Source organism: Eubacterium oxidoreducens (assembly GCF_900104415.1).
In the GTDB taxonomy this organism is placed as follows: domain Bacteria; phylum Bacillota; class Clostridia; order Lachnospirales; family Lachnospiraceae; genus Eubacterium_C; species Eubacterium_C oxidoreducens.
In genome coordinates this window covers 219,036-244,966 of the sequence record NZ_FMXR01000006.1, presented here as the reverse complement: position 1 = coordinate 244,966, position 25,931 = coordinate 219,036, and the positions used below count along the sequence as shown (strand labels likewise).

Genomic DNA, 25,931 nt, shown 5'->3' with positions numbered 1-25,931 from the left:
ATGGATGGAGTTCTGTCACAAGAAGAAATAAATGCATTATTGAATCAAGCAGGCTCAGAAGATTCGACCGGCGCATCTGATGCATCGGAAGCGGCGGAGGATGGTAATGTTTTGACGGAGAGTGATAGAGATGCTATCGGAGAAGTTGCGAATATTAGTATGGGAACTGCTGCAACGACACTATTTTCGTTGGTGAATCGCAAGGTTGAGATTTCAACGCCGGTAGTAACAGAATGCACGTGGGATGATATTGTAGATCAGTATGAGAGACCGTGTGTATTTATTCGAATTGCTTATACCGTTGGACTTGATGGAAGCAACCTCTTGGTTTTAAAAGAGAATGATGTTAAAATTATTACAGATTTGATGATGGGAGGAGACGGAACCAATACGGATGGGGAACTCGGTGAGTTGCACCTTAGTGCAATCAGTGAGGCGATGAACCAGATGATGGGATCTTCCGCAACTTCATTATCATCAATGCTGAATAAGACAATTGATATCAGCCCGCCGATTGCGGACTTGATTGATTTGGCTGAGGATATGGATGAAGCATCAATCGATGAGTTTTTGACAGGTAAATTTGTAAAGATTTCCTTTAAGATGTTGATTGGCGATTTGGTTGATAGTGAGATTATGCAATTGTATCCATATTCATTTGCCAGATTAATGGTAGAAAGCTTTATGAATACGATGCAAGGTGGTGGAGAAGCTGCGCAAGAACAAGAAGCACCAGCACCACCGCCACAACCGGCACCGGCTCCGGCACCAGCTCCGGCGCTGCAACCACAGGCAACTACGCCACCGCCACAACCGGCACCGGGTGCACAACCTATGGGAATGCCTATGATGCAGCCGGATATGTCGCAGATGATGTATCAGCAACCGGTTACGGTTCAGCCGGCACAATTTGGCGCATTTAATCCGGCGGCAAATAATTTCGTTCAGCCGGAGAATATTGATTTGATTATGGATGTACCACTCGATGTAACTGTTGAGCTTGGGCGAACAACAAAATCAATTCAGGAGATACTTGATTTTGCGCCGGGTACTATTATAGAATTAAATAAAATTGCCGGTGAGCCGATTGATATTTTGGTTAATGGTAAATATGTAGCAAAAGGCGAAGTGGTAGTAATTGAAGAAAGTTTCGGTGTGAGAATTACCGAAATTGTAACAGAGTGATCAATAATGACGTAAGTCATTTGAGATAAATTCAATATGCATACTAAATTATAGAGGAGAAGAAACTATGGCAAAAAGTGTTTTGATTTGTGATGATGCAGCATTTATGAGAATGATGATTAAGGACATTCTTACAAAGAATGGCTATGAGATTGCGGGAGAAGCTGAAAACGGTGCAAAAGCTGTTGAGAAGTACGCTGAGACAAAACCGGATCTTGTTCTTATGGATATTACAATGCCGGAAATGGATGGCATTCAGGCGTTGAAGAAGATTAAAGAATCAGATGCGGGAGCAAGCATTATTATGTGTTCTGCTATGGGACAGCAGGCAATGGTTATCGAAGCAATCCAGTCAGGTGCGAAAGATTTTATCGTAAAACCATTCCAGGCTGACCGTGTTCTTGAGGCTGTAAAAAAAGTAATTGGATAATTTGATATTTTTAGGAGCAACGCAAAATTCGGCGGTGCAGTTGATTGAAGTACTTGTGATTTTTGTTTTTGTGCTTGTGATTACGGTTGTGACAACAAAGTTACTTGCCAATTACCAAAAAGGTAGGATTGCAGGAAGTCATATTCAAGTGATTGAAGCGATGAAAATAGGAAATAATAAGTATATTCAGATTGTGCAAGTTGTTGATGAATATTATGTGATTGCTCTTTCGAAAGATAACGTATCAATGCTAGGGCAGATTACGAAAGAAGAGGGAGAGGCCTTAAAGCGCTCTAAGAACACTGGTAATACTGCTTTTGGTAAAACACTTAATGAGGTAATGGCTAAATTCAAAGATACGTTGCCGAAAAAATAGGAAAATGAATAAGATAAAAAAGTTTTATTGTAGTGCATCAGTTGTTTTTGCAATATTTGTACTGGTTTTGACAATTGCTTTTGCATTTTCGCCAACACATGCTTACGCCACTGAATCTGATGCAGCCGCTGCTGCGGATGCTTTACAGGATTTGCAGGTGGACTCTACGAGTGGTGCAGCGGATGCGTCAGATGATTTAAACAATGGAATTTCAATTGTATATAACAACGATAGTGGCAGTTTGTCGGGGGCAATTAGAATCCTGCTTGTGTTAACAGTGATTTCGCTTGCTCCGTCTATCTTGATTATGCTTACCTCTTTTACGAGGATTATCATTGTTTTACATTTTGTGCGTTCGGCGATTGGTACGCAAACCGCGCCGCCCAATCAGGTTTTGATTGGGCTTGCGTTATTTTTAACCTTATTCATCATGGCACCGATATTCAGCCAGATAAATGAGGAGGCTATTAAACCGCTTGATGCGGGAGAAATTACGCAAGAAGAGGCTTTTGAGATAGGAATGCAGCCGCTTCGCGAATTTATGTATGAACAAACGCAGGCGAAAGATTTGAAGATGTTTTGTGAAATCGCAGATGTCACTTATGATCCGGAAAATTTAGATGATATTTCAGTTACAGTTTTGATTCCAAGCTTTATAGTTAGTGAGCTTAGAACTGCATTTATCATAGGATTTTTGATTTATATTCCGTTTATTATCATTGATATGGTGGTTTCGTCTATTCTTATGTCGATGGGAATGATGATGCTACCGCCAACGACCATTTCGATGCCGTTTAAGATTTTATTGTTTATATTGGCAGACGGATGGAATCTTGTGATAGGGAATCTTGTTAAGACGTTCTATTAACCGGGCAGAGAGTTTGTATTTCTGTCCGGATTTATGAGAGGTGAAAGAAATGATTACAGAAGCCCAGGTGCTTGACATAGCAAGAGAAGCTATTTATACAATTATTATAGCTGCGGCTCCGCCACTTCTTGTTTCACTTGTGGTTGGACTGGTTGTAAGTATATTTCAGACAGTAACATCGATTCAGGAACAGACTCTTACGTTCGTACCTAAGATTATTGCTGTTTTTGCCAGTATTATGATATTTGGATCGTTCATTTTAAATCACATTACAACGTTTATGACGGACCTATGGCAAAATTTTAGCGTGTATTTAAGATAAGATGATTTATGGTTAACTACTCATTCACACTCGAAGAAATTCAATATTTTGTATTAATTCTAGTACGAGTATCTATGTTTGTGGCGGTTGCTCCACTTTTGGGGCAGACAAACGTTCCAACAAGGATAAAGGCAGGATTCGCACTGTTTTTTACCATTGTTTTGTATAATGTTGTTCCGTCAACGGAGATTGATTATGCAGGCATGTTTGGATATTCTGTACTTGTAGTAAAGGAAGGAATTACCGGATTGCTGATTGGATTTGCGGCAAATTTGTGTAATTCTATTGTTTTATTTGCAGGTCATATGATTGATACGGAGATTGGTCTGGCGATGGCAACGGAGTATGATCCGTCTACTAGAATGACAGTCACGATTTCCGGAATGTTATACAATTATTTTGTACTTTTGTTATTGCTGGTAAGCGATTTGATTGGATATCTGATTGCTGCTTTTTCGGAGTCTTACACATTAATTCCGATTGGCGCAGCAAGCTTTGAGTGGGATAATTTACTCACTGCTTTGATCCGATATATGACGGATCTTATGTCAATTGGATTTCGAATTATGCTTCCGGTTTTTGCGGTGGTAATGGTAATGAATTGTATTTTAGGAATAATGGCAAAAGTATCACCGCAGATGAATATGTTTTCTGTCGGCATCCAGATAAAACTTTTGGCCGGACTTGCGACAATGTTTTTAACGATATTTTTATTACCTTATATTGCATCGTATATAAATACAGAGATAAAACAGATGATTGTTATGTTTATTAAATCGATGTACTGACGCAGGGAATATTATGGAGATAGAGACAAGGGAGAATTATATTCCGTTATTGGCATATGACCTTCAGCGATTTGCAAAAGAAGGACCCGGCGGTGAGAAGACGGAGCCGGCGACTCAAAAAAAGCTGGATGATGCCCGGAAAGATGGAAAAGTTGCAAAAAGTAAAGAATTAACATCAGCCGTGGAACTTTTAGGTCTGTTTTTGGTAATGAAACTGTTTATGGCTTATGTTGCAAATGGCTTGCTTAATTTGTTTAGTTATTTTTACAATAAAATACCGGATCTTTTGGTTGATAATCACGGAGGTTTTACTTATAAAAGTACGAATCTTTTGGCATCCGAGGCATGTCTTAAAATTATCGTAATTTCTCTTCCTTTTTTTGGAATGGGAGTTGCGGTTGCGGTTGGAATAAATGTGTTTATGATGAAGGGGATTTTGTTTACGACAAAGCCCTTAAAACCGGATTTAAAAAAGTTTAATCCGGCAAATGGTATTAAGAAAATTGTTTCAAAGGATTCCTTGTTTGAACTTTTGAAATCAATATTGAAACTGGGAGTTATTGCACTTGTAGCATATGCAGTATTAAAAGGGCAGATTAATCAGATTTTTCTGCTTTATGATATTGAACTAGAACAAGCTGTAATTTTGGTTGGACAGGTTATTATTAATACTGGACTGGCGATTTCTGCAGTTTATCTGGTTGTTGGTCTTGTTGATTGGATTTACGAATATCGTAAGTTTAATAATGATATGAAGATGACCAAGCAGGAAGTGAAGGATGAAATGAAGAATACGGAAGGAGATCCGCAGATCAAAGGCCGACAGCGCCAGAGAATGCGTGAGGCTTCGCAAAGACGTATGATGAGCGATGTTCCTTCTGCAGATGTTATTATCACCAATCCGACGCATATTGCAGTTGCATTAAAGTATGATGATGCTGTTTCGAAAGCTCCGATAGTCGTTGCCAAGGGAGAAGAATATCTGGCAATGAAAATCAAGGAAATAGCAAAAGAAAATAAGGTTGATATTGTGGAAAATAAACCACTTGCAAGAATGCTTTATACAAATGTTGAAATTGGAGCGGAGATTCCTCCTGAGTTGTATCAGGCAGTGGCAGAGATACTTGCGGTGATTTATAAAACAAAGAATAGAATTTAAGTAGAGAATTAAGAGAGGAGGGGAAGGTATGCCAGGTGGATTGAAAAAAGCCGATATAGGAATTGGTGCATTTCTTTTAGCTGCTGTATTATTCTTTATTATACCTATCCCTTCGTTACTTCTAGATGTGATGCTGGCGTTTAATATTGCGTTAGCACTTGCAATTTTATTCAATTCATTATTTGTGCAAGAAGTTTTGGACATGTCCTTTTTCCCGACCTTGCTTTTGTTTACAACGATTTATCGTATTTCGTTAAATGTATCATCTACCAGATTGATTCTTACAACGGGAAACCCGGGAAATGTTGTAACAACGTTTGGTCAATTTGTTGGTGGCTCTAGTCTGATTGTAGGAGCAATTATTTTCGTTATTTTGCTAATTATTCAGTTCTTGGTTATTAATAAAGGTTCTGAACGTGTTGCTGAGGTAACAGCTAGATTTACACTTGATGCGATGCCCGGTAAACAGATGGCTATTGACGCGGATTTGAATACCGGTGCAATTACAGATGAAGAAGCCAAACAGCAAAGAGCCAAGATTCAAAAAGAATCCAGCTTCTTTGGCGCTATGGACGGTGCTACGAAGTATGTAAAGGGAGATGCCATGGCCGGACTGATTATCACCTTTATCAATTTGATAGGTGGAATTATAACCGGTGTAATGGGTGGAACGGAAATTCAAGAAGCGCTTAATACCTATGGGCTTTTGACAATTGGTGATGGATTGGTTTCGCAGATTCCGTCGCTGTTAATTTCGCTTTCAACAGGTATTCTTGTAACCAAGGGATCAAAAGAAGCTGATTTTGGAACGACTTTAATAAGTCAGTTGTTTGGAGTGCCAAAGGTGCTTTATATTGTAGGCGCAACATTGTGTTTGCTGGGAATTGTGACACCGCTTTCCATTGTGCTTTTTGTTCCATTGGGAGTTGTATTTATAGTTGTTGCGAGAAAAGTCGAAAAGGATCTTGGAATTGAAGCAATCGAAGAAGAGGTGGAAACTGCTGAAACAGAGGCAGAAGAAATTCGAAAACCCGAGAATGTGGTATCATTGTTATCCGTTGATCCGATCGAGCTTGAGTTTGGTTATGGAATTATTCCGCTTGCGGATGTCAATCAAGGAGGAGATTTGCTGGATCGTGTTGTAATGATTCGAAGACAGATTGCACTTGAACTTGGTACCGTTGTACCAATCATTCGTCTGCGTGATAATATCCAACTTAATCCGAATCAATATATAATTAAGATTAAAGGCGTTCAGGTGACAGAAGGTGAAATTTTATTTGACCATTATATGGCAATGAATCCTGGATATGTAGAAGAAGAGATTAATGGTATTCCGACATTTGAACCATCGTTCCACCTGCCTGCGATCTGGATTACGGAATCGCAAAGAGAACGAGCGGAAACGCTTGGTTATACGGTAGTAGACCCTCCGTCAATTATTGCAACTCATTTGACGGAAGTTGTTAGATCTCATATTTCTGAGTTGCTTACAAGACAGGATGTTCAAAATCTTGTAGATAATCTCAAAGAGACCAATCCGGTACTGGTGGATGAACTTATACCAAAACTTCTAGGACTTGGTGAAGTTCAAAAAGTACTTCAAAATATGTTAAAAGAAGATTTGTCGATTCGTGATCTTTTGACGATTTTTGAGACATTGGCAGATCATGCGGCAACAACTAGAGATACTGATGTTTTGACAGAGTATGTAAGACAGGCTTTGGCGCCTGCAATCTCTGCAAAATATTTTCCTGCGAATGAAACGACCAGTGTTGTGACACTAGATCCGAAAGTTGAGCAGGATATTATGAATTCCGTGAAACAGACAGAACAAGGAGCTTATCTGACACTGGATCCGGAACGATCAAAGGCAATCATATCTTCTGTGGAAAATGAAATTGCCAAGCTAGAAAACATCGGTAAGATGCCGATTATTGTGACATCACCGATTGTTCGATTATATTTTAAAAAAATGACTGAAGACTATTTTCGAGACCTTATCGTCGTTTCTTATAACGAAATCGAATCTAATGTTGAATTGCAGTCTGTAGGGATGGTGACCGGCTAAATGACGATTAAAAAATTTCTTGGGAAAACAGAAGAAGAAGCAAAGGAAAAAGCAAAACAGGAACTTGGACCAAAAGCAATTATTATGAGTGTTAGAGCTGTAAAGTCAAAAGGTTTGGCAGGGATTTTCAAAGGAGTATCTTTTGAAGTAACGGCAGCAATTGAAGATCAAGATGATGCAAAAGATGCGAAGGGTTTTCAGCTCGAACAGACAAGACCGGAGAAGATTAATCTTGCGGCAGATGAAGAGATTCCTTTACCGACACAACCTGTACATGAAATGTCAGCTTCTGCACAGGCAAAAAAGTTGCAGACACGATGGAGAAGATTCAACCGCTTTTACGAAGTAATCAGCAACAAAAAGATATATTTGCACAGAATGTGGGGGACGGAGCGCAAGTGTCTGCGCTTGAAAGATATGCGAAGAAATCGGAAAAAACAAAACGAGACCTTGACAGTCGTCTTGAGAATGTCAAAAACTCTTTGGATGAACAGATGAAGGAAGAACAATCGGTGCCGACAAGACCTTCGCGTAATCAGGAAAGCCTACGTGTTATGAAGATGGTTTATAAGGTTCTTCTGGAAAATGAGGTTGATGAAAAATATGCAAATCAAATCTTAGATGAAATGGATGGCGTATTGCGAAGTTCAAGCAGTATGGATGTTATGCTTTCTAATATTTATCAAAAAATTATTTTGAAATTCGGGCAAAATGAAGGAATCAATTTAGAAGGAAAACATCCAAAGGTATATTTCTTTGTTGGTCCGACCGGTGTCGGAAAAACAACTACAATTGCTAAAGTTGCTTCGAAATTAAAAGTTGAGAGTGGCAAAAAGGTTGCGTTTCTAACAGCTGATACCTATCGAATCGCAGCGGCGGAGCAGCTTCATACATACGCTAATATTTTGGATGCTCCATTACAGGTTGTATACTCGCCGGAAGAGGTGAATGATGCACTTGAACAACTGACCGATTATGATGCAGTGCTCGTAGATACAGCTGGATTTTCACATAAAGCAAAAGAACAAAAAGATGATGTGAGACGTCTTATATCCAAAACATCTACGGCTTACGATAAAACGGTATATTTGGTTTTGAGTGCGACAACTAAATATAGTGATTTGCTCGATATTGCAGATTCTTATGCACAGATCTGTGATTTTGATTTAATATTTACGAAGCTGGATGAAACAAATCGTTTTGGTAATCTTTTGAATGTTTGTTTGTATACGGGAGCACCTATTTCCTTTGTTACGAATGGACAAAATGTGCCAGAAGATATCGAACGCTTCAATTCGCAAAAGATTGTAAAACAGCTTCTGGGAGGGAGAGAATCATGGACCAGGCAGAAGGACTCCGAAATATAATTAAGGCAAAAAATCAAAGAGAAAGCCAACCCGCCAGAGTGATTACAATTACCAGTGGAAAAGGTGGTGTGGGTAAGTCAAATCTTGCCGTGAACCTAGCCGTGCAGTTGCGGAAAAAGGGGAAAAAGGTTATAATTTTTGATGCAGATTTTGGTCTTGCTAATGTTGAAGTTATGTTTGGATCTATTCCGAAATATAACCTTAGCGATCTCATTTACAGAGACAAATCCATGGAAGAGATTATCACAAAAGGCCCTATGGGAGTTGATTTTGTTTCCGGTGGAAATGCTGTTGCAGGACTGAATAATTTGACAAAAGAACAGATCGAATATCTTGTTAGAAGTTTATCGCAACTAGATTATCTTGCGGATATTATTTTGATTGATACCGGAGCAGGAATTTCGGATGCTGTGATGGAATTTGTGCTGGCTAGTCCGGAGGTGTTATTGGTTTCGACTCCGGAACCGAGTTCGCTTACGGATTCGTATTCTTTGCTCAAGTCGCTATATCATAGTCCTAAGTTTTCCCAAAAAGAAGCTAAGGTACGGGTGATTGCGAATAAAGTTCATTCAAGAGAGGATGGACTTGAGGTTTTTCATAAATTAGATACGGTAGTGCATCAGTTTTTGTCGGGTAGTATCGAGTATCTTGGTATGATTCCGGCGGATCTTGCTTTGGAAAAAGCAATTCGAGAGCAAAAACCAATTTCTATGAAAAATCCGAATGCACGATCTGCAAGGGCATTTGAATTGCTTGCAAGTAAACTTTTGGATGAAAATATTTCAAATGAAATAAAAATCAGACGTGGATTTTCAGGCATATTTGCCGATTTAATATACAGTAGGAGTTGAAAAAAATGCCATTAGAGAGGTTTAATCCCGGGGATAAGATTGACATAAAAGTAGTTAAAAATATAAATCAAATAATGGGAAATCAGACAGTTCTGATTTTTAAAAGTTCCATATTTGATATCAATGAAGATGGATCTATTCGAATTGCAATGCCTACCCAAGCTGGAAAGACTATTTTATTTCCGGTAGGAACTGATTTTGAGGCAATTGTATATACAAAAAAAGGTTTATTTTCTGTTGATTGCATGGTAAGGCAGCGATTTAATGATGATGGACTTTTGACGTTAGATGTTGATCTGGTTTCGGATATAAAGAAGTTTCAAAGAAGAGAATTTTTCAGACTAAGTAAATTGATTGATGTGTCTTATTTTCGAATTCCTTTGGAAGAAGGCTTAGAGATTGAAGAGCAATATCAAAAAGCTTTATTGACACAGCCAAACGAATTACTCCATGGAACGATTGTGAATATAAGTGGGGGCGGTGTAAAGCTTTTGTTGTCACATCCGTTAGAAAAGGATGAATTGATCTTAGTAAAGTTCTTCCTATCGGATAGCAACGACAATAAATTATATCAGCTAATGGCACAGACGATTGAATGTGAAATATCCGAACGTATAAAAAATAAATATGCAGTTCGGTTAAAATTTGTAGCCCTAGATAAAAGCATTCAGGATACTTTGATTAAACAAATATTCCTGGAAGAAAGAAAAATAATAAAGAAGGTCTGATTATGAAAAAAAATCTTTTAGTTGTTGATGACTCTGCACTTATGAGAAGGGTAATCTGTGATATAATCAACACAGACAGTGATTATGAAGCAAAAGATGTTTGCAGAGATGGACAGGAAGCTTTTGAAGCAATCAAAAATAAGAAATACGATGCTGTTTTGCTTGATGTAAATATGCCGCGTATGGATGGCCTTCAGCTTCTTGAAAAACTGCAGAAGGAACGAATCAAAGCTACGGTAATCATGGTCAGCACTCTTACAACTAAAGATGCAGATGTTACGATTAAAGCAATGGAACTTGGGGCAATTGATTTTGTAACTAAGCCGGACAATATCGGCAAAGCAAGGGGCGATGATTTTAAAAAGCGTTTACTTGACATTGTGAATGCGGTATTAAAATCAGGCAATAGCAAGAATTTCTTTGCACCGACTCCGACGCCGCCGAAGAAAGGAACCGTACCAAAAGCTGCAATTAATGCTCCGAAATCCCGAGGTGGGAAAAAGTGCATTGCAATTGCAAGCTCGACGGGAGGACCTAAGGCTTTACAAAGCGTAATTCCATTCATTGCAGGAAATATTGATGCGCCGCTTTTATTGGTGCAGCATATGCCGGCTGGATTTACAAAGTCTATGGCGGATCGATTAAACGAAATCAGTAACATCGAAGTGGCTGAGGCAAAAGAAGGCGACAAACTTGAGAAAGGCAAATTGCTTGTGGCTCCGGGGGGATTTCATTTTGAAGTGGTTCCGTGTCCGGATGGATCACATAAGATTCATTTAGATAAGTCTCCGGCAGTTGGAGGTCTTAGACCATATGCCAATCTGATGTATGAGTCGCTTAAACAAAGCAAGTTTGACGAGATTACCTGTGTTGTATTAACGGGTATGGGGGCAGATGGTACAGAAGGTATTGTCTCTTTGAAAAAGAAAAAGAAAATTCACATTATTTCTCAAAATGAAGAGACTTGCGTTGTGTACGGAATGCCAAAGGCAATTGCAGAGACCGGATTAGTAGATGAAGTTGTTCCATTGACAGAAGTTGCTTCCTCAATTAACAAGAAAGTGGGGATAAGGTAAGATGGATGTTAGTCAATATCTGGAGATTTTTATCGATGAGACAAATGGACATTTGCAGGATCTTTCCGACAGTGTTATGACGCTGGAAAATGAACCTGACAACATGGACATGATTAATGAGATTTTCCGTGCGGCGCACTCACTTAAGGGTATGGCGGGCACCATGGGATTCAAGAGAATGCAACACTTGACTCATGATATGGAAAATGTATTTCAAGAAGTCCGAAGCGGAAACATGAAAGTCAATAGCGAATTGATTGACGTGATTTTTGAGTGCTTAGATGCGATTGAGGGATACCTTGATAATGTAAAAGCAACTTCGGATGAAGGAACAGATGATAATGAAGCCTTGATTAAGGAATTGAACAGGGTTTTAGCTTCCGGTACCGGACAGGAGATTTCGGAAGAATCAGATGAAGAAGCAAAAGAAACACAGGATGAGCAAGAGGCATCTGATGAAGATGATAGAGCGCATTATAAGAATATCCGTGTAGATGAAAATGAAACGGAATCTATTCAAAACGACCTAAAAGATGGCCTCAAACTTTATGGATTTACGGTATATATTGAGGAAGAATGCTTGTTAAAAGCTGCAAGAGCATTCCTTGTATTTAAAGCAGTAGAAGAAGCAGGTCAGATTATGGCTTATCTTCCAAGCTCACAGGATATTGAAGATGAAAATTTTGAAAATGACTTTAGCTTTTTGTTTGTGACAAGTCAGGATATTGAACCGGTTATTAGCGCGATTAAGGCTGTTTCAGAAATTTCGGATGTTGTATGGGCAGAACTTGATGATGTTCCTAAGGATATGCCTAAGGAAGATAAAGAAGAAACTGCACCTGCAGTTGTAGAAGAAAAGAAGGAATCATCACCTGCTCCTAAGGTAGAGAAGAAGGAAACACCGGCTAAGACTCCGGCTAAGAAGACGGCAGCAAAACCGGTTACCAGTAGAACAATCCGTGTTGATATTGAAAAACTCGATGCTTTGATGAATCAGGTAAGTGAGCTTATTATTGCTAAGAATTCACTTGTTTCGATTTCCGCAACAGAAGAAGGTTCTTTTGAATCACAGATGTTCCATGAACAGATTGAATATCTTGAAAGAATCACAACGAATCTTCATGAATCTGTTATGAAAGTTCGAATGGTTCCAATTGAAAGCGTTGTTAATAAATTCCCTCGTATGATTCGAGATTTGTCTAAGAAACTTGACAAGAAGATGGAACTTCATATGAGCGGTGAAGATACCGAACTTGATCGTACTGTTGTTGACCAGATTGGGGATCCACTTCAGCATTTGCTTCGTAATTCAGCCGATCATGGTTTGGAAAATGCGGAAACAAGACGTGAAAGAGGTAAGCCTGAAACGGGAACCATTACATTAAATGCGTTCCAGGAAGGTAATAATGTCATTATTGAAGTCAGTGATGATGGTAATGGTATTGATATTGAAAAAGTACGTAATAAAGCAATCGAAAGAGGCATGTATACGGAAGAACAGGCAGAAGCCTTATCAGATAAAGAGGTTATCGATTTGTTGTTTATGCCAAGCTTTTCAATGGCAAAAGAAATTACCGATATTTCAGGTCGAGGCGTTGGTCTGGATGTAGTTAAGTCCAATATTGAAGCTCTTGGCGGAGATGTTGAAACACATAGTGTGTTTGGACAAGGAACGAAGTTCACGGTTAGACTTCCACTTACACTTGCGATTATTCAGGCACTGATGGTTGTGGTTGGACAAGAAAAGTATGCAATTGCACTTGGATCTATTGCAAATATTGAATATATCAACAAAGATGATATTAAATATGTGCAGGCGGATGAAGTAATTCATATTCGTGGAGATGTGATTCCACTGATTCGCTTAAATCAGATGCTCGATATAGAACCGAGAGATGATGAGTCTGATAACCTTACTGTTGTAATTGTCAAGAAAGGTGAGCGTCAGGTTGGTCTTGTAGTAGATGATCTGATGGGACAGCAGGAAATTGTTATTAAGTCATTAGGAAAATACATAAATGGAAATAAGATTATTTCCGGGGCAACGATTCTTGGTGATGGTGAAGTAGCATTGATTCTTGATGTAAATACATTGATGTAAGGAGGCTTTTGAACATGGCAGATTTAATGGAAACTGTAGAAGTGGAAAAGAAACAATATATTGTAGTACATATTGGAGAAGAACAATATGGAATCGATATTGGTTATGTTGATAATATTGTTCGAATGCAGCCGATTACCAGAGTTCCAAAAGCACAGCATTATTTTAAGGGAATCATCAACCTTAGAGGTGAGATTGTGCCGGTTATGAGTATTCGTACAAAGATGGGACTTGAGAATGATGTAGAAACAAATCTTTCGAGAATTATCATTTTAAAAGCTGAAGAAGCGGCTAAGCTTGGCATTGTCGTAGATGAAGTAAAAGAAGTCGTGATGCTTGGTGATGATGAGATTGATCGTAATGTGGATACGAAAAAGGATCAAAAGTCGAACTTTATTAATGGCATTGGCAAGAACGGCAATCAGCTGATTTCTTTGTTCGATATCAATAAGATTATTGAAGAGAATGAAGCTGTTTAAACGAAGAACATATAGTTTTCTCGGCCATCTTTGCGCATGATGAAATGTTTATGGGACTGAGATGTGACATGCTCAGTCCCTTTGTGTTAAAAAATATATGAGGTAATCAATAATGGCAGAAAATACATTTGATAATATTAATAGTATGTATCTTGATGTTTTAAAAGAAATTGGAAACATCGGAGCAGGAAATGCAACTACAGCAATTGCAAGCATGCTTGGATTTAAAGTTGATATGAGCGTGCCTAGTGTAAAACTTATGGAGTGTCAGGAATTGCCAACGGCAATTGGACCTGAGGAAGACGTTGTTGCCGGTATTTATCTAGAAGTTATGGAAGATATTTCGGGTAGCATGATGTTCATTTTAAGTCTTCCTTCCGCACAATATCTTGTTAATAAATTGATGATGCGTGATCCGGAATATAGTGCACCTTTTGATGAAATGGATATGTCGGCATTAAAAGAAATCGGTAATATTATAGGAGGCTCTTATCTTTCCGCGTTATCAGGGCTGACAGGTCTTACAATAGCACCTTCGGTTCCGGCATTGGCGATTGATATGGAGGCCGCAGTGTTAAGTGTACCGGCTATTGTGTTTGGTCAGATGGGCGATAATGCGCTTTTAATTGAGACAAAATTCGGTGATGATGTTATGATTGATGGATACTTTATTCTTATGCCGGATGTGGAATCTTATGAGAAGATTCTTACGGCACTTGGAATTCAGGTATAATCAAAGAAATAAAGGTAAAGGTATGTAAAATGGCAACTGTACATAAAATAGGAATTGCCGATTTGGCAGTAGCAAAAAGTCCGGACATTCTAACGACGTTAGGGTTGGGTTCGTGTATCGGGATAGCACTTTACGATCCGGTAAAAAAAGTTGGCGGATTGGTTCATATTTTGCTTCCTGATAGTACACAAATTAAGAATAATGCCAATAAAGCAAAATTTGCGGATACAGGTATCGATTTATTGTTGTCAGAATTGCAAAAGCAAGGAATTGGCAAGACGCGACTTGTGGCGAAGATTGCCGGTGGAGCCAAAATGTTTGAAATGAGCGGAGGTTCTGCAATTGGTAATGTCGGAGAACGAAATGTTCAGGCTGTAAAAGCAAAGTTAAAATCACTTGGTATCCGAATTAAGGCAGAAGATTGTGGACTTAATTATGGACGAACAGTAGAGCTTCATTGTGATACCGGTGATTATTATATCAAGGCGGTTGGAAAACCGGTGAAAAAAATATAAGAGGTTGTTAAATGAAGACAAAACAGATTCCGCTTATTATTATGTTGATAGGCGGTGCTGCATCTAGTTTAATATCTGTCTTAACGGGAGTATCTTCGAAAATAATGCTGGAGAGACTCTTGATTACGCTTGTTGTCTTCTTGGTTTTAGGCGGAGTGATTAAAATCATTGTAGATAAGAATTTCAAAAACATTCTGGAACCGGATGAACAAGAAGAGACGGAAGAAATCTCAACGGAAGACGGCGATATAGCCCCGTCTGAAGCGGATTTAGAGCAAAATGTAAGCGAGCAGTCCGAAGAGCAAACAGGTGCGTTGGAACAAAATCCCGAATCGGTCGATGATGAATGGGGCTAATATTTAGGATAAGGGGAATTTTATGAAGGCTGTTGATAAGCAAAAGTTGTGGGATACTTATCGAAAGAATCCGAGCGCAGCTTTACGAGAACAGATCATAATTGAATATGCATCTTTGGTTAAAATTGTAGCAGGTCGTCTTAGTATGTATCTTGGATACAATGTTGAATATGACGACTTGGTTAGTTATGGCATTTTTGGACTGATTGATGCGATAGATAAATTTGACTTAAATAAAGATGTTAAATTTGAAACATATGCATCGCTCCGGATACGAGGAGCAATTCTGGATCAAATTCGCAAGATGGATTGGATTCCGAGAACGGTAAGAACAAAACAAAAAAAGATTGACGAGGCAATACGTGAAGTAGAAGCTAAGACAGGTTCTGTTGCAACGGATGAAATGATTGCTAAATATCTTGAAATCAGTGAAGATGAACTGAATAACTGGCAATCACAGCTTAAGGTGACGAATGTTGTTTCATTGAACGAATATGTAGAACAAGGTTCTGAACCTGTGATGGATGCAAGAAACAATTCGCATTTTGAACAACCGGAAGAAGTTATAGAAAAAGAAGAACTAAAACAAGTTCTTGCGGATGCTATGAAAACTTTAACAGAAAAAGAACAAAAAGTAATATTACTATACTATTATGAAGATATGACACTGAAAGAAATCAGCAAAGTGTTAGAAGTGTCTGAGTCGAGAGTTTCACAGTTACATACGAAAGCTCTTGCTAAAATGAAAAAGAAGATGGGACCTTACTTTAATATTTTAACGGACTGATATTTTGGAGGGACTGTGATGGATGAGTTTATGAACGTCTACATTCCGGGGGATCAGATGTTGGCTATATGTACATTTGTTCAACCAAATGAAGGTGGAACTTTAATGACGGAAGAAGATATTAGAAAGGTTCTTTCGGAAAATGGTGTTGTATACGGGATTAAAGATGATGCAATTGCAAGATTTTTAGCCGATCGAAAATACGATGAAGAATATATCTTTGCCGTTGGCGATGAAATGGAGCAAGGAAAAAATGGTGAGATACAGTACCATATTTCGACTTCTCATGAAATTGTCCCAAAGATGAAAGCGGATGGTAGCGTTGACTATAAAGATTTGAATCTTCTTAATTCGGTTCAACCAGGATTTGTGTTAGCAACAATGACAGCACCGCTTTCGGGAAAAGACGGAAAGAACGTAGTAGGCGAAGTAATACCGGCAGTCAGTGGAAAACCGGCCGTGTTTTCTTATGGGAAGAATATTAAGGTTTCAGAAGATGGAATGAAATTAATATCTGAAATAACCGGGAATGCATCTATTGTAGGAAATAAAGTTTTTGTTTCGGAAGTGCTAGAGGTTGCCGCAGATGTTGATTTGTCTACGGGAAATATAGACTTTGTCGGAAGTGTTCACGTACATGGTAATGTTAAAGGTGGTTTTTGCATTAAGGCAAAGGGCGAAGTGATTGTAGATGGTGTCGTTGAAGATGCGGTCATTCATTGCGGTGGTAATGTAATTGTCAAACAGGGCGTTCATGGAATGGGGCGCGGTGAGATTATTACAAAAGGAAATATCTGTGCAAAGTTTATAGAAAGCGCAACGGTGTCAGCCGGAGGTGTAATAGAAAGCGAATCTATATTACATAGTCAGGTAGATGCTAAGGAATTTATTAATCTTATAGGGAAAAAAGGGCTTTTGATTGGAGGTAGAGTACAGACTACGGGAAGTATTAGTGCTGTTACCATTGGAAATGAAATGGGTACTACAACATTGATCGAAATTGGATTCGACCCTAAGATGAAAAAAGAATATGATGAAATTAGAGGTCGTAAAATAGAGATTAAGGAAAGTATCGAATCGGTCGGAATGATTGTTGCGAATTATAAGATGAAGACAAAAAAAGGTGTTAAGCTAACGGAAGAACAGACGAAGGAGTTTAAACAGTGTCTTCAAAAACTGCAGTTTCAACAGAAAATACTGGCTGATATGGAGAAAAAAGAAGAGACTATAAAGGAGCTGTTAAAAAAGCAGACAACTGCAGGTGTAAGCGTTACCGGAACCGTGTATCCGGGAACTACAATTTCAATTAAAGATATAGCTTTATCGCTGAAAGCAAAAGAAGATCATACAAAATTTGTATCTGATGGTGGCGAGATTATAAAAAAACCACTATAATAGATATGCGATATTATTCCCCGCTGAGAATATCGGCGGGGAATTTTTAAGATGATGATGAAAAAGAAATCGAGGTGATAGAATGTCTATTAGACCAATTGATTTTAATGGGATGGTTCAAAATTCTCAAGATGTTACAAACTTTCAAAGACAAGAAGAAAATCGAGGAATGGTACAACAGCAAAATGTATCGACTCAGTTTGAGCAACAAGCGCAAGAAAGACCTCATAAGGTAAATGAAAAAGATGATGCCGGTTCGAGTGCGGACAGTGGTTCGATGAAAGATGCGAAAGATAAAGGTAACGGCGCATACAAAAAAAATGAAAATAATAAGAAAAAGAAAAAAGAACAAAAGCAAGATAGAATTGTGCTAAAAAGTCAGGCACAATCCTTTGATATGAAGATTTAGCGAGGCATATATGGTTGTAGTTGAAAGTGTTATGATTGTAATCGGGGTGATTTTTATGATTGGGAGTTTTTTTGTAATGGAAAAACTCTCGCCGAAAGAACTTCAAAAGATTGCGGAAATCAGTGACGAAGAAATAAAAAAAATTGTTGAAAGAGGGATGAATCAAGCACAAACTCAAGTAGACGATAAAGTGGATCTTCTTGTAGAAGAGTCTGTGGAACATGTGGAAGGGAAATTAGACCATTTGACGAATGAAAAGATTATGGCTGTGGATGAATTCTCTGAAACGGTTCTGGAGAAGATTCATGCGAATCATGAAGAAGTCATGTTTTTATATAGCATGCTCAATGATAAACATACAGAATTGATAGACTTTGCAAATGAATTGCAAACATCGATTCAAGACTTGAGGGCAGAGAAAAAAGAACTTGAAGTAATGAAAGTGACTGTGGACACAACATTACAAAATACGATCCAGGAAATATCACAAAAGGATACAAAAGAAGAAGAGGAGCCTAACTTAGAGCAAGAAGAAGCTTGTGAAAATGAGGATTTGGAAGAGCAAAAGAGTAATCATAATGAGGAAATATTGAGGCTGTATAAAGATGGAATGGATGTGACACAGATTGCACGCCAACTAGGAATTGGTCAGGGAGAAGTGAAGTTTGTCATTGATCTTCATCAGATTAACATACAAAGATAGGTAGGAGTAATAATAAATGAAACTTAAATATTACCTTCGAGGACTAGGAATTGGTATTATCATAACGGTTATAATTATGATGATAGCCTTTCATGTTCATGGTAGCGATATGACAGATGAAGAAGTAATAGAACGTGCTAAGCAGCTTGGAATGGTAGAAGCAGAAGATAGCGGAGTTGTAGCAGATCAGACCACAGAAGGCGACACAAGTGATACCTCTACAAATGAGGCTTCGGACTCTACAAGCACATCGGATACAACAAAAGAATCAACGTCAGATACGGACTCGACTTTAGAGGAGGAATCTAAGAGTGAGTCAACAGATGAGGAGGAAACAAAGTCTGATGAATCAACATCAGAGGAAACATCATCTAACACGAATGAAACAAAAAAGTCTAAAACTGTTAAGGTGACGATTAATAGCGGAGCTAGTTCGGATACGATAGCACAGTTGTTATATGAAAAAGGAATTGTAGATGATGCATATGCATTTAATGATTATCTGGTCTCAAATGGATACGCCAATGTGTTAAGGACCGGAAGTTTTGAATTGCCGACCGGAGCAAGTTATAAAAAGATAGCAAAACTGCTTACAAATAAGTAAAAAGCTCTTGCAAATGCACTTAGACCTGTGATACTATATCATAGGTCTTTTTTAGAGGGCCGTAACTATTAATCACATATGTATATGATCTGTTTGGTGCCGGATATGGTTTGGCAGATTGAAAAGCATATGGAAGGAAAACCAATTGGAGGAAAAACAATGAGCGTAATTTCAATGAAACAGTTACTCGAAGCAGGTGTTCATTTTGGACATCAGACAAGAAGATGGAACCCTAAGATGGCTCCTTACATCTACACAGAGCGTAATGGTATTTATATCATCGACCTTCAGAAATCTGTAGGTAAAGTAGATGAAGCTTACAAGGCAGTATTTGATATTGCTGCAGAAGGTGGCAAGATTCTTTTTGTCGGAACAAAGAAGCAGGCTCAGAATGCGATTAAGACAGAAGCAGAGCGTTGCGGAATGTATTATGTAAATGAAAGATGGCTTGGAGGAATGCTTACTAACTTTAGAACAATCCAGAGCCGTATTAAGAGACTTAAGAATATTGAACAGATGGAAGAAGATGGAACATTTGAAGTTCTTCCTAAGAAAGAAGTTATTGAATTAAAGAAAGAACAGGCTAAGCTTGAAAAGAATCTTGGCGGAATTAAAGATATGAAAGAAATTCCGGATGCAATTTTTGTAGTAGATCCTAAGAAGGAAAGAATTTGTATTCAGGAAGCACATACACTTGGTATTCCGTTGATTGGTATTGTAGATACAAACTGCAATCCTGAAGAACTTGATTATGTGATTCCGGGTAACGATGATGCAATCCGTGCAGTAAAACTTATCGTTTCTAAGATGGCAGATGCAGTAATCGAAGCAAATCAGGGTACAGAAGTTGAAGTAGCTGAAGAAGCACAGGAAGCTACAGAAGAATAAGATTGAAATATTAGGAGGAAATAGAAGATGGCAATTAGTGCATCTATGGTAAAAGAACTGCGTGAACTTACTGGCGCAGGTATGATGGACTGTAAAAAGGCATTAACAGAAACTGACGGCGATATGGATGCTGCAGTTGAGTTCCTTAGAAAAAATGGTCAGGCAAAGGCTGAAAAGAAATCAGGTCGTGTAGCGGCTGAAGGTCTTTGTGCTGTTGAGCTGAAAGATGATCAGACAGCAGCTGTTGTTGAAGTTAATTCAGAGACTGATTTCGTTGCAAAAAACGAGAAATTCCAGAACTTTGTTAAAGCTGTTGCTGTACAGGCGGTTAATTCAGATGCAGCTGACCTTGATGCATTCATGGCAGAAGCATGGAATGAAGATACTTCTAAGACAGTTAAGGAAGAGCTTGTAGAAAAGGTTGCAACAATTGGTGAAAACCTTACGATTCGTCGATTTGAAAAAGTAACCGCTGACAATGGTTGCGTTGTTTCATACGTTCACGGCGGTGGAAGAATTGGTGTACTCGTAGTAGCACAGACAGCAACCGTTAATGATACGGTAAAAGAAGCTCTTACAAATGTTGCAATGCAGATTGCAGCTATGAATCCTAAGTTTGTAGACAGAAGCGAGATTAGCGAAGAATATATCAAGCATGAGGAAGAAATTCTTCTTGCACAGATTAAGAATGATCCTAAAGAATCCCAGAAACCTGAAAAAGTTATTGAGGGAATGATTAAAGGACGTATTAACAAAGAAATGAAAGAAATCTGTCTTGTTGATCAGGTTTACGTAAAGGCAGAAGATGGAAAGCAGACTGTCGGCAAATATTTGGAGCAGGTATCTAAAGAAGTTGGTGCAGACGTTAAGGTAGAGAAGTTCGTTCGTTTTGAGACCGGTGAAGGAATTGAAAAGAAAGAAGAAGACTTTGCTGCAGAAGTAGCTGCTCAGATGAATATGTAATATTTTTATTACAGATAAAGATTATATAAAAACCCTTTAAACCGTGATGAAACGTTGTTTAAAGGGTTTTTTCTCAAAAAAATATTTTTAAGGGGGTTCATAATCATGGATATGGATATGGAGTTTAAACGAAAGCTTCCGGTTCCACAGGAAATAAAAAAACAATTTCCGGTAAGCGAGAAAGTAGCAAAACTAAAAGAAGAAAGAGATCGTGAGATTAGAGATATTTTCACTGGAAAATCAGATAAATTGATTTTGGTAATAGGTCCTTGTTCGGCGGATCATGAAGATGCGGTATTGGATTATCTTGGAAGATTAAAAAAAGTACAAGAACAAGTGGAAGATAAGATATTTATGATTCCGCGTATTTATACGAATAAGCCAAGAACAATCGGTGTTGGTTATAAGGGAATGCTTCATCAGCCGGATCCGTCCAAAAAAGAGGACATGCTAAAAGGAATATTAGCTATTCGTTCGTTACATACTCGTGCTGCAGAAGAAATAGGATTTACTTGTGCAGATGAAATGTTATATCCGGAAAATCACAGGTATTTGTCCGACTTGTTATCTTATGTTGCGGTTGGAGCAAGATCGGTAGAAGACCAGATTCATCGATTGACAGCAAGCGGGTTAGGTATTCCGGTGGGAATGAAAAATCCAACAGAAGGTGGACTTACGGTTATGATGAATTCCATTACTGCTGCACAACATGGTCATACCTTTATTTATCGAGGTTGGGAAGTGGAAACAAAAGGAAATCCGTACACGCATGCAATCTTGAGAGGGTATGTGGATAATGAAGGAAAGAGTAGACCGAACTATCATTATGAGGATCTTCAAGAACTTGTAGGCTTGTATGCGCAAAAAGAATACCAAAATCCGGCAGTAATTGTTGATGTAAATCATGCAAATTCCGGTAAGAAATATGAACAGCAGATTCGTATTAGTAAAGATGTAATAAGCAGTTGTAAACAATCGGCCGAAATTAGAAAACTTGTAAAAGGATTAATGATTGAAAGTTATATTGTTGATGGCAATCAATCTGTTGAAGATGGGGTATATGGCAAGTCAATCACAGATCCTTGTCTCGGATGGGAGAAAACGAAAAAGCTTATTTATGAACTGGCAGAACAGTGGTAATGCGAAGAGTATAGCAAGGGTGATTACCTTGCATAAGCTGGCCTCTCATAGTATAATTATGACATAAAAAAAGCTTTGATATTATACTTGTCAGGGGGGTGAAATAATGGCATATAAAGATACGATTTTGATTGTAGATGACCAGAAAATCAATCGAGTTATGCTTAGTGATGTGTTAGAACAAGATTATATGCTGTTATTTGCCGAGGATGGAAAACAGGCAATTGAGATTTTAGAGAATAATGCTTCTGAAATTTCTGTTATGATTTTGGATATTATTATGCCTAAAGTTGACGGATTTGAGGTGCTCAAACGAATGCAGCTTTCCTCTGTCTATTCCAAGATACCGGTAATTGTAATTACAACACAGACCAGTTATGAAAATGAAGTCAAAGCATTAAAGCTTGGTGCTGTTGATTTTATTACAAAACCATTTTCACCGGACGTTTTAACTTATAAATTGCAAAATTTGATTCGCTATAAGAATACGACCAATATGTTTAGCGTTGTCAAAGAGGATTTTTTGACAGGAGTCTTTAGTAAGGATTATTTTTATCAGTTGGTGAATGAACAATTACTGCTGTCAGAAGGTCAAAGCTATGATATGTTGGTTGCAGACATCGAGAATTTTAAATTGATTAATGATTCTTTTGGTGTTGAGGAAGGCGATAAACTCTTGCAATATTTTGCAAATGTTATTCGCGAATGCGCGCGTAGGTATCATGGAATTGTAGGAAGGATTGGCGGAGATCATTTCGCTTTGTTGCTTCCTTGTCATGAGTCCGGAAGAGAAAAGACGGAAAAACTTGAGCATGATATAGCAGATGAGATTACGGCATCTTTAATGGCTTATCCGCTTAAGTTCCGTATTTATGCCAAACTAGGTGTTTATCAATGCAATAATACAATGCTGACGATATCGCAAATCTGTGACAGAGCCATGCTTGCAGCGCAGGAAATTAAAGGGAATTATAATGTCAATATTTCTTACTATGATGATGCGATTAGACAACGTTTACTTCTTGAACAGGAAATTGAAGGAGAGATGAAAACAGCACTTGAAACAGGACAGTTTCAGGTGTTCTTTCAACCAAAGTTTAGTATCAAAGATGAGAAACATGCAGGTGCAGAAGCACTGGTTCGATGGATACATCCGGAAAAAGGAATCATTCCACCGGGACAGTTTGTTCCTATTTTTGAACGGAATGGTTTTATATCAGAACTTGATTTGTATGTAATGCGACAAACTTGTGATTTTATTGCAAATCAAAAACGAAATCATCTGCCCTATGTTCCAATTTCTGTAAATGTTTCAAGACGTGATATTTATAACGAAAGTCTTCCGCAGGTTTTATCTAAAATTGTCGAAAGTTATCAACTTGACATATCGGATATTCACTTGGAAATTACGGAAACATCTTATACGGAAAATTCACAGCAATTGATTGGCGTAATTACCAAGCTTAAACAGCTTGGATTTGTGATAGAAATGGATGATTTTGGGAGTGGATATTCCTCTTTGAATATGCTTTCAGAATTGCCGATTGATGTATTGAAACTGGATATGAGATTTTTGCAAAATTCTTTAAATGCATACAGTCAAAATTCTAGTATTTTGAGTTTTATTATATCACTTGCGAAGTGGATGAATATTTCGGTTGTTGCAGAAGGAGTCGAAACAAAGTCTCAGCTTGAATACCTTAGAAATCTTAATTGTGATTATGCGCAGGGATATTATTTTGCCAAGCCAATGCCGCGAGATGAATATTATGCTATGATGGAGCATGCGCAGGTAACAAAGGTAGAAATAGAAGATGATTTATCAAAACAGGGAATCAGGATCACCGGAGTGCAAGAAGGTGAAGTGATGATGATTGTTGACGATATGAAGATCAACCGGATTATGTTGTCGAATATTTTTCAAGACACATTCAAGATTGTGGAATGTTCCAATGGACAAGAAGCATTGGATTATCTTTCGGATTCATCACATCGGGTAGATGTAATTTTACTTGATTTATTAATGCCGCTTATGGATGGGTATGAAACGATGCGTCTTTTGAAGCTTGATCCTAATCGTAAGCAGATTCCAATTATTATCGTATCGCAACCCGGAGAATCGAATGAAATTAAGGCACTTAAGATGGGGGCTTCAGATTATATTACCAAGCCATTTAATGCATTAGTTGTAAGAAAGCGTGTAAGTAATGCGATAGCGGAGCAGCGCTTTAGAAAAATGATTTCATATGTGAATAAGGATTTTTATAAAGATTGAAGGAGAATAAGATAAAATGAAGGAAAGGGTTGAAATGACAGAAGGTAGAAGCATGATGCTTGATGCGGTTTCTGTTATGGGAACGGAGACGATAGACCTTCTTGAAGCAACAGGCAGAATTCTTGCGGAGGATGTTTTTGCACAGGAAAACATTCCTCCGTTTTCGCGGTCACCACTTGATGGATATGTTTTAAAAGCTGCAGATATTAAGAATGCATCTAAAGAACATCCGGTTACACTTCCGATTTTGGAGGAGGTTCCGGCAGGAAAGGTTGCTACGCAGCCTCTTAAAGAAGGAACTGCGATTAAGATACTTACAGGAGCACCGATTCCGGATGGCGCTGATCTTGTGGTGAAGTTTGAAGATACGGAATTTACCGATGAAAATGTAACTTTTTTCAAGCCGGGTAAAAGCGGTGATAATATTGTTCCTGTGGGAGAAGATCTCAAAGAGGGACAGCTTGTTTTAGAAAAAGGAAGCAAGATTACGGCGCCGGTAAGAGGGATACTTGCGGGACTTGGAAAAAGCAAATTGAAGGTATATAAGAAAGTGCGTATTAAGCTCATTAGTACCGGAAGTGAATTAATTGAAATTGATGCGCCATTAGCACCGGGAAAGATACGTAACAGTAGTGTTTATACGCTGGCTTCTTATCTTAGTATGTCGGGTGCAGAGGTGACAATATGTCCGAATGTAGAAGATACGGTAGAAGCAATTAGCGAAGCTGTTAGAACGGCTTCTTTGGATGCAGATGTGATTATGACCACAGGTGGCGTTTCAGTTGGCGATTATGATCATTTAAAGACCGTGATGACACAGCTAGGAGCAGATATTTTGTTTTGGAAGATGCGTTTAAAACCTGGCGGAGCGTTCTTGGCTTGCGTATATAAGAATATACCGGTGTTTTCTTTGTCCGGGAATCCGGCATCAGCAGCTATTTCGATGATTCTTACTTGCCTTCCGGCGGTAAGAAAGATGAGTGGATATACCCAGTATATGCTTCCGGAAATAGATGGAGTATTGGAAAGTGACTTTAAGAAAAAAAGTCCGAATGGAAGGATGGTACCCGGAAAATTAAGCATTCAAGAGGGAAAGGCGATGATTTGGCTTTCAGGACATTCCGGAAATGGAATGCTTCATCCTTTGCAGGGGTGCAATATAATTGGAGAACTTGCACCTTCCATGGAAGGGGTAAAAGCCGGAAGTATGGTTCATGCATATTATATCGGAGATTTTATTTAACTCAGTCGGAGAAATCCCCCACCTCTAAGCGTTATCGTAGGTGGGGGCTGTGACAAACTATACTCAGTCGGAGATAGGATAAAGTAAAAGATTGGGTATTTTGCGGGGAGAATTTGGGT

Annotated in this window: 28 protein-coding genes; all 28 read left to right on the top strand. The window is 38.4% G+C overall.

Annotated elements, in window-relative coordinates; translation table 11 throughout:
• The 28 genes from fliY to BLS20_RS03985 all read left to right on the top strand — a co-directional run bounded on the left by fliY (position 1) and on the right by BLS20_RS03985 (position 25,812).
• Positions 1-1,185, top strand: a complete 1,185-nt coding sequence (gene fliY / locus BLS20_RS04115) for a flagellar motor switch phosphatase FliY (RefSeq protein WP_090172488.1) — start codon at positions 1-3, stop codon at positions 1,183-1,185.
• 67 nt (positions 1,186-1,252) lie between these two features.
• Complete coding sequence (locus tag BLS20_RS04110; RefSeq protein WP_090172486.1) at positions 1,253-1,615, top strand: response regulator; 363 nt, start codon at positions 1,253-1,255, stop codon at positions 1,613-1,615.
• Positions 1,608-1,991, top strand: coding sequence for a flagellar biosynthetic protein FliO (locus BLS20_RS04105; protein ID WP_090172484.1), 384 nt, complete (start codon positions 1,608-1,610; stop codon positions 1,989-1,991). Before BLS20_RS04110 ends, BLS20_RS04105 begins: the two co-directional genes overlap by 8 nt.
• Before the next feature lie 4 nt (positions 1,992-1,995).
• The gene (gene fliP / locus BLS20_RS04100; protein WP_090172482.1) at positions 1,996-2,859 is read left to right on the top strand and encodes a flagellar type III secretion system pore protein FliP; all 864 of its coding nucleotides are present in this window, start codon (positions 1,996-1,998) and stop codon (positions 2,857-2,859) included.
• 49 nt (positions 2,860-2,908) lie between these two features.
• Positions 2,909-3,181 carry a flagellar biosynthesis protein FliQ gene (gene fliQ, locus BLS20_RS04095; RefSeq protein ID WP_176762280.1) on the top strand — a complete coding sequence of 91 codons (273 nt, stop codon included), beginning with the start codon at positions 2,909-2,911 and terminating at the stop codon, positions 3,179-3,181.
• Between the two features lie 8 nt (positions 3,182-3,189).
• Positions 3,190-3,969, top strand: a complete 780-nt coding sequence (locus BLS20_RS04090; protein ID WP_090172480.1) for a flagellar biosynthetic protein FliR — start codon at positions 3,190-3,192, stop codon at positions 3,967-3,969.
• 13 nt (positions 3,970-3,982) lie between these two features.
• Complete coding sequence (gene flhB, locus BLS20_RS04085; RefSeq protein ID WP_090172478.1) at positions 3,983-5,128, top strand: flagellar biosynthesis protein FlhB; 1,146 nt, start codon at positions 3,983-3,985, stop codon at positions 5,126-5,128.
• A gap of 28 nt (positions 5,129-5,156) precedes the next feature.
• Positions 5,157-7,199 carry a flagellar biosynthesis protein FlhA gene (flhA, locus tag BLS20_RS04080; protein ID WP_090172476.1) on the top strand — a complete coding sequence of 681 codons (2,043 nt, stop codon included), beginning with the start codon at positions 5,157-5,159 and terminating at the stop codon, positions 7,197-7,199.
• Positions 7,200-7,697: a flagellar biosynthesis protein FlhF gene (locus BLS20_RS13875; protein ID WP_242870523.1), complete on the top strand. Its 498-nt coding sequence runs from the start codon at positions 7,200-7,202 to the stop codon at positions 7,695-7,697.
• A complete protein-coding gene (locus tag BLS20_RS04075) occupies positions 7,682-8,566 on the top strand; it encodes a flagellar biosynthesis protein FlhF (RefSeq protein ID WP_242870522.1) in 885 nt (294 codons plus the stop codon). Before BLS20_RS13875 ends, BLS20_RS04075 begins: the two co-directional genes overlap by 16 nt.
• On the top strand, positions 8,536-9,417 hold the full coding sequence (locus BLS20_RS04070) for a MinD/ParA family protein (protein WP_090172474.1): 882 nt from the start codon (positions 8,536-8,538) through the stop codon (positions 9,415-9,417). The genes BLS20_RS04075 and BLS20_RS04070 overlap by 31 nt, the downstream gene beginning before the upstream one ends.
• Before the next feature lie 5 nt (positions 9,418-9,422).
• Complete coding sequence (locus tag BLS20_RS04065; RefSeq protein WP_090172471.1) at positions 9,423-10,145, top strand: flagellar brake protein; 723 nt, start codon at positions 9,423-9,425, stop codon at positions 10,143-10,145.
• 2 nt (positions 10,146-10,147) lie between these two features.
• A complete protein-coding gene (cheB, locus tag BLS20_RS04060; protein ID WP_090172470.1) occupies positions 10,148-11,221 on the top strand; it encodes a chemotaxis-specific protein-glutamate methyltransferase CheB in 1,074 nt (357 codons plus the stop codon).
• Position 11,222: 1 nt separating this feature from the next.
• Entirely contained in the window at positions 11,223-13,322 is a 2,100-nt protein-coding gene (locus tag BLS20_RS04055; RefSeq protein WP_090172468.1) for a chemotaxis protein CheA, read from the top strand.
• A 14-nt stretch (positions 13,323-13,336) separates the two neighbouring features.
• Positions 13,337-13,801, top strand: coding sequence for a chemotaxis protein CheW (locus BLS20_RS04050; RefSeq protein WP_090172466.1), 465 nt, complete (start codon positions 13,337-13,339; stop codon positions 13,799-13,801).
• A 112-nt stretch (positions 13,802-13,913) separates the two neighbouring features.
• Positions 13,914-14,534, top strand: coding sequence for a chemotaxis protein CheC (locus tag BLS20_RS04045; RefSeq protein ID WP_090172465.1), 621 nt, complete (start codon positions 13,914-13,916; stop codon positions 14,532-14,534).
• A gap of 29 nt (positions 14,535-14,563) precedes the next feature.
• A complete protein-coding gene (locus tag BLS20_RS04040) occupies positions 14,564-15,049 on the top strand; it encodes a chemotaxis protein CheD (protein ID WP_090172463.1) in 486 nt (161 codons plus the stop codon).
• Positions 15,050-15,060: 11 nt separating this feature from the next.
• A complete protein-coding gene (locus tag BLS20_RS04035; RefSeq protein WP_090172460.1) occupies positions 15,061-15,405 on the top strand; it encodes a hypothetical protein in 345 nt (114 codons plus the stop codon).
• Between the two features lie 22 nt (positions 15,406-15,427).
• Positions 15,428-16,192 (top strand): FliA/WhiG family RNA polymerase sigma factor, encoded by a 765-nt coding sequence (locus BLS20_RS04030; RefSeq protein WP_090172458.1) that lies wholly within the window; start codon positions 15,428-15,430, stop codon positions 16,190-16,192.
• A gap of 18 nt (positions 16,193-16,210) precedes the next feature.
• A complete protein-coding gene (locus tag BLS20_RS04025; RefSeq protein WP_090172456.1) occupies positions 16,211-17,587 on the top strand; it encodes a DUF342 domain-containing protein in 1,377 nt (458 codons plus the stop codon).
• Between the two features lie 82 nt (positions 17,588-17,669).
• Entirely contained in the window at positions 17,670-17,996 is a 327-nt protein-coding gene (locus BLS20_RS04020) for a hypothetical protein (protein WP_090172453.1), read from the top strand.
• 10 nt (positions 17,997-18,006) lie between these two features.
• Entirely contained in the window at positions 18,007-18,699 is a 693-nt protein-coding gene (locus tag BLS20_RS04015) for a DUF6115 domain-containing protein (RefSeq protein WP_090172451.1), read from the top strand.
• 16 nt (positions 18,700-18,715) lie between these two features.
• The gene (locus BLS20_RS04010; protein ID WP_090172449.1) at positions 18,716-19,303 is read left to right on the top strand and encodes an MltG/YceG/YrrL family protein; all 588 of its coding nucleotides are present in this window, start codon (positions 18,716-18,718) and stop codon (positions 19,301-19,303) included.
• A gap of 159 nt (positions 19,304-19,462) precedes the next feature.
• Complete coding sequence (gene rpsB, locus BLS20_RS04005) at positions 19,463-20,191, top strand: 30S ribosomal protein S2 (protein WP_090172621.1); 729 nt, start codon at positions 19,463-19,465, stop codon at positions 20,189-20,191.
• 27 nt (positions 20,192-20,218) lie between these two features.
• Complete coding sequence (gene tsf, locus BLS20_RS04000; RefSeq protein WP_090172447.1) at positions 20,219-21,154, top strand: translation elongation factor Ts; 936 nt, start codon at positions 20,219-20,221, stop codon at positions 21,152-21,154.
• 111 nt (positions 21,155-21,265) lie between these two features.
• Entirely contained in the window at positions 21,266-22,294 is a 1,029-nt protein-coding gene (locus BLS20_RS03995; protein ID WP_341443187.1) for a 3-deoxy-7-phosphoheptulonate synthase, read from the top strand.
• 106 nt (positions 22,295-22,400) lie between these two features.
• Positions 22,401-24,569 carry an EAL domain-containing protein gene (locus BLS20_RS03990; protein WP_090172443.1) on the top strand — a complete coding sequence of 723 codons (2,169 nt, stop codon included), beginning with the start codon at positions 22,401-22,403 and terminating at the stop codon, positions 24,567-24,569.
• 16 nt (positions 24,570-24,585) lie between these two features.
• The gene (locus tag BLS20_RS03985; protein ID WP_090172441.1) at positions 24,586-25,812 is read left to right on the top strand and encodes a molybdopterin molybdotransferase MoeA; all 1,227 of its coding nucleotides are present in this window, start codon (positions 24,586-24,588) and stop codon (positions 25,810-25,812) included.
• Positions 25,813-25,931: the final 119 nt, after the last annotated feature.

Coding starts and splice junctions, on each gene's coding strand:
- BLS20_RS03985 (WP_090172441.1), top strand. CDS start 24,586: ATGAAGGAAAGGGTTGAAATGACAGAAGGTAGAAGCATGATGCTTGAT.
- BLS20_RS04065 (WP_090172471.1), top strand. CDS start 9,423: ATGCCATTAGAGAGGTTTAATCCCGGGGATAAGATTGACATAAAAGTA.
- BLS20_RS04055 (WP_090172468.1), top strand. CDS start 11,223: ATGGATGTTAGTCAATATCTGGAGATTTTTATCGATGAGACAAATGGA.
- BLS20_RS04050 (WP_090172466.1), top strand. CDS start 13,337: ATGGCAGATTTAATGGAAACTGTAGAAGTGGAAAAGAAACAATATATT.
- BLS20_RS13875 (WP_242870523.1), top strand. CDS start 7,200: ATGACGATTAAAAAATTTCTTGGGAAAACAGAAGAAGAAGCAAAGGAA.
- BLS20_RS04025 (WP_090172456.1), top strand. CDS start 16,211: ATGGATGAGTTTATGAACGTCTACATTCCGGGGGATCAGATGTTGGCT.
- BLS20_RS04030 (WP_090172458.1), top strand. CDS start 15,428: ATGAAGGCTGTTGATAAGCAAAAGTTGTGGGATACTTATCGAAAGAAT.
- BLS20_RS04015 (WP_090172451.1), top strand. CDS start 18,007: ATGGTTGTAGTTGAAAGTGTTATGATTGTAATCGGGGTGATTTTTATG.
- rpsB (WP_090172621.1), top strand. CDS start 19,463: ATGAGCGTAATTTCAATGAAACAGTTACTCGAAGCAGGTGTTCATTTT.
- fliQ (WP_176762280.1), top strand. CDS start 2,909: ATGATTACAGAAGCCCAGGTGCTTGACATAGCAAGAGAAGCTATTTAT.
- BLS20_RS04090 (WP_090172480.1), top strand. CDS start 3,190: ATGGTTAACTACTCATTCACACTCGAAGAAATTCAATATTTTGTATTA.
- BLS20_RS04045 (WP_090172465.1), top strand. CDS start 13,914: ATGGCAGAAAATACATTTGATAATATTAATAGTATGTATCTTGATGTT.
- flhB (WP_090172478.1), top strand. CDS start 3,983: ATGGAGATAGAGACAAGGGAGAATTATATTCCGTTATTGGCATATGAC.
- fliY (WP_090172488.1), top strand. CDS start 1: ATGGATGGAGTTCTGTCACAAGAAGAAATAAATGCATTATTGAATCAA.
- BLS20_RS04035 (WP_090172460.1), top strand. CDS start 15,061: ATGAAGACAAAACAGATTCCGCTTATTATTATGTTGATAGGCGGTGCT.
- tsf (WP_090172447.1), top strand. CDS start 20,219: ATGGCAATTAGTGCATCTATGGTAAAAGAACTGCGTGAACTTACTGGC.
- fliP (WP_090172482.1), top strand. CDS start 1,996: ATGAATAAGATAAAAAAGTTTTATTGTAGTGCATCAGTTGTTTTTGCA.
- BLS20_RS03990 (WP_090172443.1), top strand. CDS start 22,401: ATGGCATATAAAGATACGATTTTGATTGTAGATGACCAGAAAATCAAT.
- BLS20_RS04070 (WP_090172474.1), top strand. CDS start 8,536: ATGGACCAGGCAGAAGGACTCCGAAATATAATTAAGGCAAAAAATCAA.
- BLS20_RS04020 (WP_090172453.1), top strand. CDS start 17,670: ATGTCTATTAGACCAATTGATTTTAATGGGATGGTTCAAAATTCTCAA.
- flhA (WP_090172476.1), top strand. CDS start 5,157: ATGCCAGGTGGATTGAAAAAAGCCGATATAGGAATTGGTGCATTTCTT.
- BLS20_RS04010 (WP_090172449.1), top strand. CDS start 18,716: ATGAAACTTAAATATTACCTTCGAGGACTAGGAATTGGTATTATCATA.
- cheB (WP_090172470.1), top strand. CDS start 10,148: ATGAAAAAAAATCTTTTAGTTGTTGATGACTCTGCACTTATGAGAAGG.
- BLS20_RS04040 (WP_090172463.1), top strand. CDS start 14,564: ATGGCAACTGTACATAAAATAGGAATTGCCGATTTGGCAGTAGCAAAA.
- BLS20_RS04110 (WP_090172486.1), top strand. CDS start 1,253: ATGGCAAAAAGTGTTTTGATTTGTGATGATGCAGCATTTATGAGAATG.
- BLS20_RS03995 (WP_341443187.1), top strand. CDS start 21,266: ATGGATATGGAGTTTAAACGAAAGCTTCCGGTTCCACAGGAAATAAAA.